Source organism: Propionivibrio soli (genome assembly GCF_025770765.1).
Lineage (GTDB): Bacteria > Pseudomonadota > Gammaproteobacteria > Burkholderiales > Rhodocyclaceae > Propionivibrio > Propionivibrio soli.
Genome location: NZ_JANZKY010000018.1, coordinates 59,063 through 74,588 on the forward strand (window position 1 = coordinate 59,063; position 15,526 = coordinate 74,588).

Below are 15,526 nucleotides of genomic sequence, written 5' to 3' on the forward strand. Positions count from 1 at the left end.
GAATCGCCATGTCTGCGCCCTCCCACATCCGCCCCGATTCGGTAACTCTGTCCGATCTCGCTGACGGTTTCGTCTCCGAGTTCGAACAGGCGATCACGCGCGCCACGCCGGTTCGCGTGCGCGGGCGTGTGAGCAAGGCGGTCGGGATGTTGATCAGCGCGACGGGTATCCAGGCGCACGTCGGCGAACTTTGTGAACTGGTAACACCCGGCGAGCCGCCACTGCTCGCGGAAGTGGTCGGCTTCCTGCAGAACACGGCGATTCTTACGCCGCTTGGCGCGACGACGGGAATTTCGGCGTTGACCGAAGTCGTTCCATCCGGGCGTGGCCATGTTTGTCCGGTCGGCGCGGGACTGTTGGGGCGCGCGATCAACGCGCTCGGCGAGCCGATCGATGGCCGCGGCCCTGTTGATGCTCAAGCCTGGCTGCCCGTGCACCGGGAACCCGTGAGTCCGCTCGCCCGGCAGATGATTACGCAGGCGCTTACCACAGGCATTCGCGCCATCGACGGCCTGTTGACGCTCGGCGTCGGGCAACGCATGGGCGTGTTTTCGCCGCCTGGGATTGGCAAGAGTACCTTGCTCGGCATGCTGGCGCGTTCGTCCACGGCGGATGTGAATGTCATTGCGCTCGTCGGCGAGCGTGGTCGCGAAGTCAAGGAATTCATCGAGCACAACCTTGGACCCGAAGGACTTGCGAAGTCTGTGCTAGTCGTCTCGACGTCGGACCGCCCGCCAATGGAGCGTGTGAAGTCGGCGTATGTGGCGACAACGATAGCCGAACATTTTCGCGACAAAGGACAGTCGGTTCTGTTGCTCGTCGATTCACTGACGCGTTTTGCCCGCGCTCAGCGCGAGATCGGCTTGGCCAGTGGCGAGCCGCCGACGCGGCGCAGCTATCCGCCGTCGATCTTCTCGATGCTGCCCCAACTGCTCGAACGTGCCGGACAGGGCGGCGCGGGAGCGATCACCGCCATCTATTCGGTCCTTACCGAGGGTGATGAGGAGAACGACCCGATCGCGGAGGAGGTACGTTCAATCGTCGATGGGCACATCGTTCTCTCGCGCAAGCTGGCCGCCGCCAATCATTTTCCGGCCATCGATGTATTGGAGAGCGTGAGCCGCGTCATGCCGCAGGTGACAGGCGCGGCTCATCGCGAGGCGGCGGCGAAGGCGCGGGCGTTGCTTGCCAAATATCAGGAGGTCGAGCTGCTGGTGCAGATCGGCGAGTACCGAGCTGGTACGGACGAACTGGCCGACCGGGCGATCGCGGTGCGGCCCTCGCTGCAGGATTTCCTTAAACAACGGCCGGAAGCCGCGCAATCGCTGGAGCACAGCGTCGGCGCCTTGCGCGAATTGGCGGGAACATCATGAACAGCGAAATGACCGTCGACTGGAAGCGGCTGATTGAAGTCCGCCGTAAGCAGCAGGTTGCCGCCCAAGAAGTCGTGGCCCTCGACCGCCGCAGGGAAGAGGAAGCGGCCGCGTTGGTGCGGCACGTGGCTTCCGAACTTGAGGCAAGGCAGTTGGCGAAGCGGGCGCATTGGCAGGCGATCGAGAGTGCGGCGCGCGAATCCGGCTGCACCATGCGTTCGCTCAGCGAGGCCCGTGCCTGGAGCGGCGCGCTCGATGCGCAGATTGCTAAGGGGCAAGCGGATCTCTCCGAGGCGCAGACGGCGCACTGCGAGAAACTTGCCGTGCTGGAACGCAGCCGTGCGCGGCTACGTGCCGCGGCGGGGGAAGTGCGCAAGGCCGAGGAAATGCTCAAGCGGGAGCAGTCCGCGATGGCGCAGCAGCGGGAAACGCGACGGGAAGCCTTGGCCGAGGAAGCGGCAAGAGTTCTCTGGTCGTCCGGGCACTTCGCCGCGGCGGGGCGAGCGTGAGGTCAAGGACATGGAACTGACGTTCGACTTTTCCATGGTACGAAGCTGGGTTGGCGCGGTGGCTTTGAGCGTGCCGCGGCTTCTCATGCTCTTCCTCGTCGTCCCGTTCCTTTCCGGGAGCATGATCCCCGGCTTGGCGCGCAACGGCGTCGTCCTGACGTTCGCCCTGTTCGTCGCCCCGATGATCGTCGACACCGTACCGCCGCTGACTCTCGTCTCTTGGGGATTGGCCCTCAAGGAAGCGCTCGTCGGCCTATTGCTCGGACTCGGCTTCGGTATTTTCATCTGGGCCATTCAGAGCGTCGGCGACCTTGTCGACTTCATGACCGGGTCAAGCAATGCCGCGTTCTTCGACCCGGCGGCGGGTCATGAAAACGGCCCGACGGGCGAGTTTTTGAGTTGGCTGACGATCGCGCTATTTGTTGCCTCGGGCGGATTGCAGGCGATGTTCGCAGCCGTTCTCGACTCGTATACCCTTTGGCCCGTCGGCGCCTGGATGCCCGAACTCGGCAATATTCTCGAGGGATTTGCGGTCCGTCAGGGCGACACGCTCTTCCAGTGGATCGTCAAGCTGGGCGCGCCGGTGCTGCTCATCCTCTTGCTAGTAGAGATTGGGCTCGGACTGGTCGGCCGCGAGGCGCAGCAGTTGAATGTGTTCTTCGCCGCCCAGCCGGTCAAGAGTTTGATTGCGGCATTCATGATGCTGCTGTGGCTGCAATTCGTTTTTGACTCCCTGCGCGGATTCCTGCTTCCCGAAAACGGGGTGCTGGAATTCCTACGCTCGGCGATGGGGAAATGAGGTAGCGACCATGGCTGAAAAGACCCACCAGCCAACCCAACGACGTTTGCGCGACGCGCGCCGCCAAGGCGAAGTTGTCTTCAGTCTCGACCTTTCGTCGACGGCCGTTTTTTGGGTCGTCATCGCCATGGCGGCACTGCTGGCACCGACCGCGCTCACCATGCTGCAGGAGCTATGGCTGCACGCCACCAGTCGCACATTGCTGACGCAACCGGATGACCGCTTCGGCGAGTTGGCCTTGCATAGCGCCGAGGTGTTGCTGTGGACGACGATACCCGTGATCGCCGTCGCCATCGTGGCGGCCGTTCTCGGTTCGTTTTTCCAGGTCGGCGGTCTTGCGGCGTGGGTTCGCCTGAAGCCCGACATCAACCGGCTCAATCCGGTTTCGGGCCTGCAGAACATCTTCTCGCTACGCAACCTGGTCAAGTTCGCGAAGATGATCGTCAAGACCTTGCTTCTGGCGGCACTGCTCTACGTCGTGATCCGGTCGTACCTCGATAGCGCATTGCGGCTCGGTTACCTGCCAGCTTCAGAGATCATGGCCTTGGGCGCGCGCACCTTGCTGGTGACATTCGCCTGGGCAGGGATGGTATTCACCGCCAGCGCGGCTTTCGACTACGCACACGAGCGCTACGAGTTCATGCGTCGTCACCGTATGTCGGATGAGGAATTGCGCCGCGAGCACAAGGAATCCGAGGGCGACCCAACGAACGTGGCACGGCGCCGCTCGGCGCATTTTGAGGCGATCTTCGCCAGCATTGCCGACCGCGCGCGCGCGTGTTCGGTGATCGTTCTATCAAACCGCGTCGCCGTTGGACTGCAATACCTCGGACCAGACGATCTGCCGCGTGTGATGGTGGCCGGAGAAGGCGAAGTCGCAGCGCAAATCAGGCGCTTCGCGGCCGAAGGCGGCGTACCGGAAGAGATTGAGGCCGCCTTGGCCGAACGGTTGTATGAACAGGCGCCCGTGGACCAGCCGGTTCCAAGGGCTTTGTATGGACAAGTCGCCCAAGTGCTGCAGCGGGCGCACGAGCCGAGCGGGAAGGGCAATCAGCCCTAGACCAAGGAATGCACGGTCAACCGCATTTGAGCAGGCTCGAGTTTTGAACGCTTTGACGAGGAGACGATCATGCTAGACGGAGGCGGCGGCGTTAGCCGGACAACCTATACCCCACCAGTTACCGTGACGCCGGTCAATTATCCGTCGAATAACGGCGGCCAAAGCACCAATAACGCAAGCTCGACGGCTTCGGCCGCCGCCGCTCAGGCAGAGCGGGAAAGGGCGGCAGCGGCGGAACGGGCTGCCGAGCTGCGGCGACAGCTCGAAGCGCAACGGCAGGCAATGCTCGAAGCGCAGCGCAAGGCGCTTGCCGAACAGCAGAAGGCGGCTGAGGCCGAAGCCAAGGCGAAACGCGAAAAGGAAAACGCCGATCTTCAGAACAAGGCCAAAGTGGCGCGCGAAAAGGCGAACATTGAAGCCAACAAATGGGCTGACGCGCAGGCACAGGTCGAGCTGAGTGAAAAGGAAATCAAGCTTCAGGACGCGAAGGTAAAGGATGCCAAGGCCGGTCGCTTGAGCAACAACCCCTCCGATGAAACTCGCAAAGCACAGGATCAGTACGACCTCGCAAAAGCGAACAAGGTGGAGACGAGTCGTTACGTGACCTGGTCCGAGGCCGAGCACAAGGCGGGGGAAGCCGAGCGTGCGAAAGCGCCGAATGCCACTCTGTTGCGTAACGAGGCGAACACGGCGAAGGCCGAGACCCTATATGCCGTGTCGCAAAGGAAGACGATCGAGGCGCGCATAGAGCGCGACAAGGTCAAGAATGATCCGAAAGCCGATCCGAACGACGTGCAGAAGGCAGAAGACGGCTACAACAAGGCGGTTGATGACGAGAAAGTTGAGAGCAAGCTAGTCGCTGCGGCCAAGGCTGAAGGTGAGGCAGCGAAAGCGGAGAACGACTTCAACACGCTTCCGGCAACGACGTCGCCGGCAGACAGGAAGGCGGCCCAGGAGAAGGCGAACAGCCTGCGCGCCGACGCCAACCTGAAGAAGAAAGAGTTCCTGGTGGCCGATGCCGAGCGGACGGCCAATGACGAGAAGCGCAACCTCGCGAACGTTTCGCGTAAAGCCCAGGATCTGCGCACGAAGTATGAAAAAGTCAATGGTGAATACAACACCACCAAAACTGATCTGGCCGCTGCCAAGGCGAACAACGACGAGAAGAAGGTCAAGGAACTCCAGACCAAACTGAACGGTTTGGAGACAGAACGCAACAAGTTAAATGGGCAATTCATCTCGGCGCAACAGGAAGAGTCCGAAGCCAAGAAGAAGTCCGAACAGGCCGATGCGCAATACCAGGGGGCGCTGGCACAGAAAGATCTCGATGGCGCGCAAGCTGCCTGGGACAAGGAGGCTGACGGGCAGCAGCTGCATCAAGTCATGAATCGTGACGGCTCGGTGGAAGACAAGAACAAGAATGGCGGCAAGTACGATTTGACCTTTTTCATGACGCCGGACGGAAAAGGAGGGCAGGTTACCCCCGGCGGCAAGGATGGGCGCTACGAGATTACGCGCGACGGGATTCTCGATTCCAAACGGCATTACGTCGTCGAACGCGATGACAAGGGAACGTGGTGGGTAACCGATAAGGACAACGATCCGGACGGCGACCGCAAGATGAAAATGAATCCGACGACCGCCCGGTTGTGGGATGCCAAGATCAAGGTCGAGGATGCCAAAGGGCGGGCGGACGCCGCGGGTACGGATCTGACGGCGATTACCGAGCAGGGCAAGGATCTCGACGTGACGGCCTGGCTCAACAAAGCGGGCGATATCGGGAAGGAAGTCGACCTGACGAAAAAGGCCGTCGAGAACGCGACGAAAGCGCGCAATCAGTGGATCGACAATTGGCGGGCCGATCACGGGGCCACGGACCCTACGAGTGCCAACTATAACGGATGGCAGAAAGATCCGGGCCTCAAGGTTCTCGACGATGCCTTGGCCATCGCTCTGGAAAACCAACGGGTCGCTCAAGCGAATGCCACCGCGCTGCAGAAGATCCAGGAGTACACGGATGCGCAGCGCAAGCTCTTTGACTGCAACCGGATGTGCTTGGCCGATACGACGGCCGAAGACGCGCGCAAGGCGGTGGAAAAAGCGCGCAAGGAGGCTATCTCCGCCGTGACGACGGCGGACAAGCTGGCGCGCGACACGAGAGCCGCGCGGGGAATCGAAAAGAACGCCCGCAGCCAACTTGATGGCGCGAATCAGGCGTTGAAAGAAGCCGACGGCAAACTCTCGGCCGCCAAACAGAGGGAACGCCAAGGGAAAGGCGACCCGACAAAGCTCTCCTCTGATGTAAAAACAGCGGAACGCGACCGCGAACTGGCGCAGTTGAACGTGAACCGGCTGAACGCCGACATCAAGTGGGGCGACCAGTTACGAGCTTCGACGTTGGCCGAGTTCAATGCGACTGTGGACCCGACGCACCGGGACGCGAGCGCCTTGCCGTTACCCTCCAAGACAGTTTTGCCCGGATCGCCATTTCTTACCACGCCTCCTTCGTCAACCGGCACCCCGACCAGCACGGCAACGCCCACATCGCAGGGAACGCCGAGCCTGGCGACGAGCTCGCCGACGTTTCCCTTGCCGACAACGGTTACGCCGACGTTCCCCGATCTGATCAATGCCGGTGCCAACAAGAGTGCGGCGAAGACGCAACTCGATACGGCGGCCAAGACGCGCGATGCGGCGAATCAGGCCTACGAGCAGTTCGTCAACGACAACAAGATCATGACGCAGGCGGAGACCGATCAGCCGAAGTATGAGAACGACGTCAAGGAAACCGACCGGCTGCTGAAGGAAGCCAAGACCAAATACGAAACGAGTACCGGCAGTGCCGTCGAGCCGGCAAAGCAGGAATACGAACAGGCGCTGGCCAAGCACAACGTCGCGCTGAACAACCAGAAGACCAATCAACAGGTCATCGATTGGGCGAATGCCAATCACGAGCGATTGCACGCGGAGGCGACCGATCGGCAAAACGACCCGAACCTCGAGCATCCTTCGGAAGCTACGCTGAAAGCCCGTCAAAGGGAGAAGGAGCTGCGCGACAAGCTCGGTGTTTCGGTGCTGCGCGCCGGCGATATCAAGAACGCGACCGAGGAGGCGGAAACCAAACAGCGTCAACTCGTGCTCAATAATCTCGATCCGTCGAAACGCGATGACAAGGAGGCGCTATTCAAGCTGTTCAAGGATGATCCGACGACGATGGCGCAGGCGATCATCAACCAGGGACTGATGAATTTCGGCGATACGCCGACGCGGATGACCAATGACACGCAACTGAAGAACGTCATCTCTCTCGCACTCGGCTGGCAAGCGACCGAAAAGCTGGATATGTCGGATCAGAATGCGCTCGCCGCGCAAATGATGAGCAAGGACGTGTTTTCCAGCGCAACTGATGAGCAGCTCAAGGCACGCCAGGAGATCTTCGATGAGATCAAGGCGCATGGAGGGGACAATCCGGAGCTAACTGTCGTGCCCATCGTATGGGCTTCGAAAGACGCGGGGATCGCTAATTCAGCCCTTTTTCGCGTGAAATCTTCCGACGGGACGGTCTACTACGTTGACGACCAAGGCGGATATGGTAAAGGGAGCAACAATCACGAGGCCATAACGGATTGGCGCGCCAACAATCAGTTGTCTCCGGATGCCGTGCTGGTGATGCCGGAAGACGGCGAATACAAGCTCGACGATGCTGGCAACGTCAAATTGTTTCACGGCGAAGCGCGCACACAAACATGGATGGAAGAGCACAGAGGGACGATCGACATGATCGTCGGCGGTGTCGGGTTGGTAGCTGGCGCCGTGATCGTGGTCGGCTCCATGGGATCGCTATCTGTTCCTGGCGCTGCACTAATGGCGGCGTCTGTAGCGCCGTTTGTCGGTGCGGCGACCGTGACGGCGATGGGTGCGGCCGTCTATGGTGGCATTCAAGGCGGGATGGACATTCACGACATGGCGAGTCATGGCCAATCGTTGGATCCAGCAAAGAACGAACGCGCCCGCATGGCGATGATCTCGGTGGGTGGCGCTGCGCTCGGGCTTGGCGCGGCGGCCTCTGGCGTACGCGCAACTGTGTTGGCTGCCAACGCAGCGAAGGCCGGAACCTCGGCGGAAGCTGCTGCGCTCAACCGCTCGGCTGCCATCTGGTCGTCAAGCCAGAAAGCTTTCGGCAACGGCGCTTTTGCGTTCGGCACAGCCGGAGCAGTGGATACCGGGCGCTATCTGGTTGTGAACTGGAAGGATCTGAGTTTCAACGAGAAAGCGATCGGTATTGGGAACATCTTGATGAGTGGCGCCGAGGCCACTGCTCGTGGCTGGAAGCTCATGCCGACGAAACAGCAAACAACGGCGGAGACTCAGGCTAGTCAAGTTGTCCAGAACCGGACCGAAACCGTGGCAGGGGATCCTGATGGGGGCAATATTTCCGAAGCGTCGGGTGATCCCGACGGCGCTAGTGCGCCCGTACTCGTCGCGAACCTCGGGGACGGGGCAGTCGACGGTGGCGCCGCTCAACAGCCACAGAACGTTCAACAGCCACAGAACGTTCAACAGCCACAGAACGCTCAACAGCCGCAGAACGCTCAACAGCCGCAGAACGCTCAACAGCAACAGAACGCTCAACAGCCGCAGAATGCTCAACAGCAACAGAACGCTCAACAGCCGCAGAACGCTCAACAGCAGCAGAATGCTCAACCACCTGATGCCGGCGACCAGCCACAGGCCGGCGATCAGTCGCAAACCGGTGACCAGCCACAAGCTGGTCAGCCGGCGACCATCGTGCCGGTGTCTCTGACTACGACGGAGACCGGGACGCCGCAGAGTGGCCTCACGCGCGATCTCGATCCCAATCAGCAGTTTGTGGTGAGCCCGGTTGATCCCGGGAACGGAATCGACGCCGGGAATGGAATCTCGACCAAACGTAAGAATGCCTACGGAACATTTCAAGACGCCGCTACGGCGGCAGCGCGGCGCGTAGCGTCCGGGGAGAACGTTTGGATCTACCGCGTGGGTACCGAGAATCAGCGCTCAGTGTTGCGTTCCGGCAAGGCGGAACCGGATGCGATCGAAGGTGCTGTACGGGTAGATGAGGACGGGGTCGTGCGCGAAGCCCGCGAAAATCCCGGTTTCGCGGGGCGTACGCGACCTACCGAGCGGACAAGGAGCGAGCAGGCAAAGACCAGACTTCCGCCTAGCAACGCCTTGGTTGGAATGGCCGACGATCACTTGACGCGTGCTGGCCAAGCGTTGGACACCGTGGAGGCAATGGTGAATTCGGGGAGTCGTGTTCCTGATGGGACATGGCAGACGCCTCAAAAACTCCTCGGCGCCGTTGAACGGTACTTGAATGACGCCGAAGCGTCAGGTGTGCCGACGGACGAGCTCGAGCCTTACCGAATACAACTCGTCGACATGCAGCGCCGCCTGAGTGAAATCGCGAGCCGAGTTGCAAATCCTCAGGGTAATCCGCAGGTAGTCGCCGGCGGGCGGCCATCTGGTACGAACCCATCGTCTGGAGAGCAGGCGCCGACCGGCAACGAGGTAACGACCCCGACGACGGCTATCTGGGCCGATTCCGTACCAAATCGTAGCCGTGCGTCAGAGTTGGCTAATCGAGCCGGGCGGGGATTGAAACGCGGGACGCAAGTTGCTGGGACGGTGGTCTCATTCGTCAGCAAGCCTCTAACCGTTCCCATAGGGAAGGTCGCCAATCTTTCGACGAAAGCGGCGACTGGAGTCTGGGAGCATTCCGTCGCACCCCGGATCGCCGTACGTGGTAACAATCTCATGGGAGTACCCAACCGGCCTCAAACCTTGGGTGGGGTCAGTGACATCCCGGGCGGTTTCACGCTCAAACGCCTCTTTAGCTGGAAGACTGCCGCAGATAATCACGAAGTCATTCTGCAGCAAGCGGAAGATGGAACGTTCGATCCGACTCCGCGTGAGCGCGCAATTGGTGAAGCGCTCGCTGCTGAGCCGAAAGGCCGCAAAGCTGACCGCGTACACTTTGTGGTCGGCGATAGCGATGTGTCGCCCGGAGCAGTGATGTACGGCGGCAGGGGGCTTGAGGCTGCAGACGGTACAGTGTTCGACTCGTTCGCCGACGCCCGGCGCTATGTGGACGGTGAGGGTGGAAACGGCGTTATCTATCGCGTGGTGGAAGCCAAGTCAAAAGGGAAGGCGGGCGAAGCTACCGAACAAACCGAGAAGACCCCGGATCCTTCCGCTACATCGACCGAACCCACAGTCTTTACCGGAAAGGAGATTCAGGGTGCCGTACTTGTGAAGGGAGGCAACGTACTGAACGTGGGCTTGCCGAACACCGGGTCAAAAGCCTGGCTCAATCCTTTCGGCCGTTTTGTCGACGTCGTCTTCACCGGCAAGATTCGGCCCAAAGCCGTCATGGCAACCTCGGCGGCGCTGACCGTAGCAGCCGAAGTGCCCGGCCCGGTAGGCGAAGTGGCAAAAATCGGGATGCTGAACCTTGTAGGCTATAACGCGCTGAGCATGGCGGGCTACTGGCGCAGCGGGTGGAGCCGCGCTGTTTGGTTCTTCGGTGGCCAGGGCCTGAAGAATTCGATCGAGCGCGTTATGGTCGGGACGCCGGAGAACACCGAGGCTGGTCTGACGAGGGTGGCCCAAATCGTCAACAACCCGACGCCACGCGGTGCCGTCCCGCTCGAGATTACCGAAGCCAAATCGCTATTGAAGAAGTACGAGAATGTTGGCAAGGCCGCCGAGGAGTTGCGGGCGAAGGTCTTGCAACTGACCGGAGGCGACGAAGCCGCCACGGCACGGATCATGAGCGAGAAGTTCGCTCTGCGGCGCATTCGCCCCGACGACGAGTCGTGTATTCCGCAGGCCTGGGTACGCAACGGCATGAGTTCTTCAGAGCTGAACGGCCTAATCGACAACTTACGAGCACAGTTCCCGGAACTCAAGGCCAACGGGCGAACGAGGGGCCGCGTGCTGCATACAGTGTTGGAGCGTCTCGACCACATGAGTCTGGCCGAACTCGAAGGTGTTGCGACGGCCAAGGAGAGTGCGTCCTCGACGCCCGAGCAAATTCTGCTCGCGCGGGTCCCTGGGCTCAAAGAGAAGCTTGTTGCTACCTATGCCGACCGTCAAGATTTGAACGTTACGCACATGAAGCTGTTCAATGCACTCAAGGAACTTATCCCCGGTGCGAAAAACGAGGCGGGGGTCGTCGTCGATATCGATGTCGGCAAGGCGGAAGGTCTCGCCAAGAGCAACAACGACCCGCAGACGATTACCGGCAATGCCGTGCGCAAGACCACCCTTTTCATGGCCGGGACCAATGGCGGCGCGGCTGTCACTGCGCATCCGAGAGAGGGAACGGGGCTTTTGCCAGCCGGGGAATTGGCTAACTTCGTATCGTTGTACGTGGCAGCAAAATACAGCACGGCCGTCGATAACCTAAGCGTCAAGAACCAGGAACTCGCGCCGCTGAAAGCCCAGGTCCAGGCAATCAAACGCGATGGCGGAACGGTGCCGGCGGACAAGCAGGCACGCATCGACGAGCTTGAGCTTGAGGTCGAGCAGAATAGGAAGACGAAGGACCGGTGGAACTTCTGGAGCGACGTTTCCGGTGTTGGCGGCATGATCCGGGCCGGCGCGCAGAGCGCGGTTTTGTTCGGAGCGGCGCACGCCATGACGGGAAGTACCGCGACGGCAATGACGGCGGCCGCGTATGGCACGGCTGCACAGGCCGGATTGACGCTTGCCTGGCTGGCGATGCAACGCAACGGCAAGCTAATCATGCCTCAGCGGATAAAGACGGTCGTTCGCGTCTCCGCATTCACATCGATGGTCATCGTTCCTTCAGCGGTCTTTGTCATCAAGAACTTCATCGCCCCCGATCCCCGGGAAAAGAGCAAGAAGCCGATCTACGAAAGCGTATGGCAGAAGTGGGGTGAGACGCTGCCGGAAAGGAATGCTAATTCGTCGGCGCTACCGGAATCACAAGCCATCCCGTTGCCGGGGAATTCATCCGGCGGAATGGCGCAACCCATCTATGCCGGCCCGCTCAGCGAGTCATGGCCCGGTTCGCTGCGCATCGTCGCAGACAATCAGAACCGGCGTACGGCCTCGCTGTTTGGGATTGCGCAAGAGGGATTGGCGCTCGACCGTGTGCTGAGCGGTGAAGACCTTGCTCAATATGACCAAACGGACGTAGGCGGGAGGGCTAAGGCCAATGCGGCCCTCAAGGCGCTCTATCAGCTCAATCCGCAGCTCGACCCTGCACTCGAAGATGGGCGCGTCACCAGCGATCCTCGAGATCCGGATAGGCTCATCAATGGCATGACGGTGGTCAATCTCGGGCCTCAGCTTAACTCGGCCGCGTAGGAGCGCGTGTCAGGAGGAACGTCGCGAGACGATGACATGAGAATGGGCCACCGGTTATCGGTGGCCCTTCGGCCTACATGGCGATGGTGTGGCTCGTGCTTGTCACACATTTCTATGCTTGCTCACTGGCTCCCTCCGGGAAAGTGAGCCGGCGAGCCTTTGCTACCCTATCCGCGGGTTAAGCCACGTTTTCGTTGTTGAGGTACATCGCTTCGAAATCCACGGGGGCGAGCAGTACCTGTTGTTGGAAACCGGCGCGGCTCACGCCGTTTGAAACGAGTTCGCGCAAATACGGAAAAAGTACGTTCGGGCAACCGATCATCAACAGCGGCTTCATGCTGTCTTCAGGGACGTTGGCAACGCGAAAGATGCCTGCCTGCGCTGCTTCCACAAAGAACACCGGCCGCTTGTCAGCCAGCAATGCGGTGAGTGTGAGGTTTATCTGGACCTCGTAGAAATCGTTCCCGAGCTCCTGCGATTCCACGCCAATTTCCAGATCGACTTCCGGCGTTTCTGTTTCCAGATAGATTGACGGCGCTTCGGGTACCTCGACGGAAAAGTTCTTGACGTAAATTTTCTCGATGCTGAAAACGGATTCGTTATCTTGCTCGGTACCGTTCGGGGTTTCGTTCATCGCAGGTCCTCTCGGTGACAACTAAACGTAGATGGAGCGGGGCAGGCCGGTGTTTTTTCGCACTCGCGCTATGCGAGGTGCAAAACAGCTTCGTTTCCTGCCTTTTCTGTAAAGCCAAGGTTTGTTACGAGGTGCGCGAGTCAGGTTTGGGCGCTTCGACGATTAGGACGCGCTATTTATTGCCACGGTCGTGGCGTCTGTGCAGACCACCCTTGAGGACGATAGTTTCGTTCTATACGCTTCCGCTCGTAGAGCGTGAGGGGCCTTCGCTGACTTGCCGCTCTGTTGGAACGTTAGGTGGCGGGTCCGCCACCTGAATCGGGCGCTTCCGCACGCTCCATCCGGTAGCCGTAGCCGTACACCGGCACAATTTGCCATCCGTTTTCCGGCGCGATACTGAGTTTCCGCCGGATGCGGCTTACATGGGTGTCGACGGTGCGGGTGTCCACATCCGCGTTGAGCCCCCAGAGTTGTTCGAGTAGGCGCACGCGCGAGAGCAGCTTGCCGGAGTTCAGGAAGAGATAGCACGCAAGCTCGAACTCCTTCTGCGTCAGCTCAATTTCCTTGCCCCGCAAGCGGAGTTGCCGGCTGTCCTGGTTGATCTCGTAAACGCCAATCTGGAGCACGCTCGGCGGCTTGATGCGCCGGCCCAGTGCCTCGACTCGCGCAACCAGTTCGAGGTATTTCGCCGGCTTTACGACGTAATCATCCGCACCCGCACGCAGGGCGCTCACGATGTCCATTTCCGAGTCGCGGGCGGTGACGAAAATCACCGGTATTTCCCAACTGTAGTTGGCGCGTATCCATTTCAGCGCCTGCTCACCCGACGAGTCCGGCAGCATCCAATCGACGATCAGAAGGTCGAAATTCTCCTTCGGCAACGCTTCGAGGAAGGATTTGGCGGTCCCATAGCACGCGCAACTGTGCTGAGCTGTCGCGAACCACAGCTTGTACAACTCCTGTAGCGCGAGATCGTCTTCGACAATGCCAATACGCATGATCGCTCCAGGATCTGTTTTTGTGGGTCATAGAAAAATATGAATTGTACGCGCTTTGAATAATTGGGGTTTCGGTCGGGCTTCTTTGTCTTGGGATTATTCGATTTGTCCTGCATTGGCAAGGCCCCTACACCGCAAGCGTGGGGAAACTCGAAGCTCTTCGGTCATGCCATCGATATATCAAAAACACCGTATTGCTTTATGGCTCTTATTGACAAATAAACATCGCCAAATACAATCCGCATTCACAACAATACAGATGTTTTATGTCAGTCAAGTGCGTTTTATGTCTTTTCAACGCTCAACCCCCGATTTGGCAAGGGAAGCGTACTTTTCGTAGCTAAACGTGCGCAGCAAACGGTGTGCGCGGAGCATCAAATCCAAATGGAGTTACAGGCTTTATCGCCCCATTGCTTAGGATGCAAAGAGACAAAGGGGGCTCAAGACTGAGTTCCGACTAAAGAATAATGATCGCAATCAACAAGACTTCGATGTTCGATCAAGCCATGACAGTCGAAGAAGAGCGGGAGACGCGGGACACCGTCTTTCACTTGCTCAAGAAGTACACCAGCTACACCTTCCTCGACCAGGCGCGGCGCCAATGCCACGCTTTTCTTGACGCGTTCGCCGCGCAATTGAGCAACCCCGCCGGGATCAACCTGCCGTTGCCGTCTCGGCGGATTTTCGATGAGAAGCTCCTCCTCGGCGTCTATGAGTCCGACTATCGCGCTTTTCTCAAGGAGATGATGCGCATCGAAGAAGGTTTGGAACGGTTGCGGTCGGGCGCTGAGAAGTACGAGGCGTATCGCTTCATCGCCGAGAATCGCTTCGGGGAATTGCTCTTCGAACGCGCTGTAACGCCAGGCGGGGACAGTGATCCTTTCTATGCGCTCCTTGGTTTCGGCAAACCCGGCGGGGACGAGAGTCAATTCTCATGCCCGAGCCCGCCAACGCATCGAAAGGCGGTTTTGAAAGTGCAACGGGCCGCCGAGGTCTTCCGCATGCTTTACCGCACAGCGTTCGGCGCTGAATGGTCTTCGCAGCCGCAAGGCGAAATGCCGACCGCCTATTGGACGTTCGAGTCATTTTTCGAACGTTCCGAAGCCGATGGCCCGTATTGGCCGCCGATTTCTTGCCCATTGCCCCTTGCCCGTTGCCCAGGAAAGAACACCGACGCCTCGCTTCAGGTGTGGAATGGCCAAACGATTCCGGTGACGGGGATATGGGAACCTTGGCTGACATGCGGCACGGTGTCGTCCCGTGGAGGGATTGCCTTCGGAAACGTGCTGCACCGTCTGGCAGGCCGGTTCGATGCGCGGAAAGCGGGAGCGCCTCAGTTTGAAACTAGCGGTGAAGTCGGGTGCCCGAACTATTTCCTTGCCGGCTCTATGGCTGTTGCCTATGAAGCGGGCGGCTCTGGTGGTAAGGCGCCGGTAGGCTGGCGGCTATTGTGGGAAGACAGGCGGTACCTCGATTCCAGCATTCCGGAAGAAGAAGCGGCTTATGCGGAACCGCGTATTGCCCGCACACCCGGTGCCGTACTGGCCGTCAGACCGGGCGAACCTTGCCCAACGGGGGGTGAATGGCTTCTGGTTACCACGGAGGGTCGGCGCATGAGCGTCGAAGAAGGAGAGCCCATGCCCGGAATACCGCACGGTCTGGCGGCCGAGGCAATTTGGTTGTTGGCTAAAGACGAGGTCTAGCGCAGGAACTGACGTGCTGGGATGCCGGAAGGCAAAGGTGCCGCGCATTGCAGGAACAGTGCATGCCGTCGCCG

Annotated in this window: 8 protein-coding genes; 6 read left to right on the forward strand and 2 right to left on the reverse strand. The window is 59.8% G+C overall.

What is annotated here, in order from left to right; genetic code table 11:
* Positions 1-8 precede the first annotated feature (8 nt).
* The 5 genes from NZ453_RS19345 (at position 9) to NZ453_RS19365 (ending at position 12,117) form a co-directional block, all read left to right on the forward strand.
* Positions 9-1,373 carry a FliI/YscN family ATPase gene (locus NZ453_RS19345; protein ID WP_263772548.1) on the forward strand — a complete coding sequence of 455 codons (1,365 nt, stop codon included), beginning with the start codon at positions 9-11 and terminating at the stop codon, positions 1,371-1,373.
* Positions 1,370-1,882 (forward strand): hypothetical protein, encoded by a 513-nt coding sequence (locus NZ453_RS19350; protein WP_263772549.1) that lies wholly within the window; start codon positions 1,370-1,372, stop codon positions 1,880-1,882. Before NZ453_RS19345 ends, NZ453_RS19350 begins: the two co-directional genes overlap by 4 nt.
* Positions 1,883-1,892: 10 nt before the next feature.
* Positions 1,893-2,681 (forward strand): type III secretion system export apparatus subunit SctT, encoded by a 789-nt coding sequence (gene sctT / locus NZ453_RS19355; RefSeq protein ID WP_263772550.1) that lies wholly within the window; start codon positions 1,893-1,895, stop codon positions 2,679-2,681.
* A gap of 10 nt (positions 2,682-2,691) precedes the next feature.
* Positions 2,692-3,741 (forward strand): EscU/YscU/HrcU family type III secretion system export apparatus switch protein, encoded by a 1,050-nt coding sequence (locus NZ453_RS19360; protein ID WP_263772551.1) that lies wholly within the window; start codon positions 2,692-2,694, stop codon positions 3,739-3,741.
* A gap of 69 nt (positions 3,742-3,810) precedes the next feature.
* A complete protein-coding gene (locus tag NZ453_RS19365; RefSeq protein ID WP_263772553.1) occupies positions 3,811-12,117 on the forward strand; it encodes a DUF4781 domain-containing protein in 8,307 nt (2,768 codons plus the stop codon).
* A gap of 178 nt (positions 12,118-12,295) precedes the next feature.
* Here the strand turns inward: NZ453_RS19365 and secB are convergent, their stop codons facing one another.
* Together secB and NZ453_RS19375 are read right to left on the reverse strand one after the other, a co-directional pair.
* Positions 12,296-12,751, reverse strand: coding sequence for a protein-export chaperone SecB (gene secB, locus NZ453_RS19370; RefSeq protein ID WP_263772554.1), 456 nt, complete (start codon positions 12,749-12,751; stop codon positions 12,296-12,298).
* Between the two features lie 293 nt (positions 12,752-13,044).
* On the reverse strand, positions 13,045-13,749 hold the full coding sequence (locus NZ453_RS19375; protein ID WP_263772555.1) for a response regulator transcription factor: 705 nt from the start codon (positions 13,747-13,749) through the stop codon (positions 13,045-13,047).
* 467 nt (positions 13,750-14,216) lie between these two features.
* Here NZ453_RS19375 and NZ453_RS19380 point away from each other — a divergent pair, with 467 nt between their 5' ends.
* Positions 14,217-15,452, forward strand: coding sequence for an Imm71 family immunity protein (locus tag NZ453_RS19380; RefSeq protein WP_263772556.1), 1,236 nt, complete (start codon positions 14,217-14,219; stop codon positions 15,450-15,452).
* The last annotated feature ends 74 nt before the right edge of the window (positions 15,453-15,526 follow it).

Excerpts from the sequence above, each read along its gene's own strand:
- sctT (WP_263772550.1), top strand. The coding sequence starts at position 1,893 with ATGGAACTGACGTTCGACTTTTCCATGGTACGAAGCTGGGTTGGCGCG.
- NZ453_RS19380 (WP_263772556.1), top strand. The coding sequence starts at position 14,217 with ATGATCGCAATCAACAAGACTTCGATGTTCGATCAAGCCATGACAGTC.
- NZ453_RS19360 (WP_263772551.1), top strand. The coding sequence starts at position 2,692 with ATGGCTGAAAAGACCCACCAGCCAACCCAACGACGTTTGCGCGACGCG.
- NZ453_RS19365 (WP_263772553.1), top strand. The coding sequence starts at position 3,811 with ATGCTAGACGGAGGCGGCGGCGTTAGCCGGACAACCTATACCCCACCA.
- NZ453_RS19350 (WP_263772549.1), top strand. The coding sequence starts at position 1,370 with ATGAACAGCGAAATGACCGTCGACTGGAAGCGGCTGATTGAAGTCCGC.
- secB (WP_263772554.1), bottom strand. The coding sequence starts at position 12,751 with ATGAACGAAACCCCGAACGGTACCGAGCAAGATAACGAATCCGTTTTC.
- NZ453_RS19375 (WP_263772555.1), bottom strand. The coding sequence starts at position 13,749 with ATGCGTATTGGCATTGTCGAAGACGATCTCGCGCTACAGGAGTTGTAC.
- NZ453_RS19345 (WP_263772548.1), top strand. The coding sequence starts at position 9 with ATGTCTGCGCCCTCCCACATCCGCCCCGATTCGGTAACTCTGTCCGAT.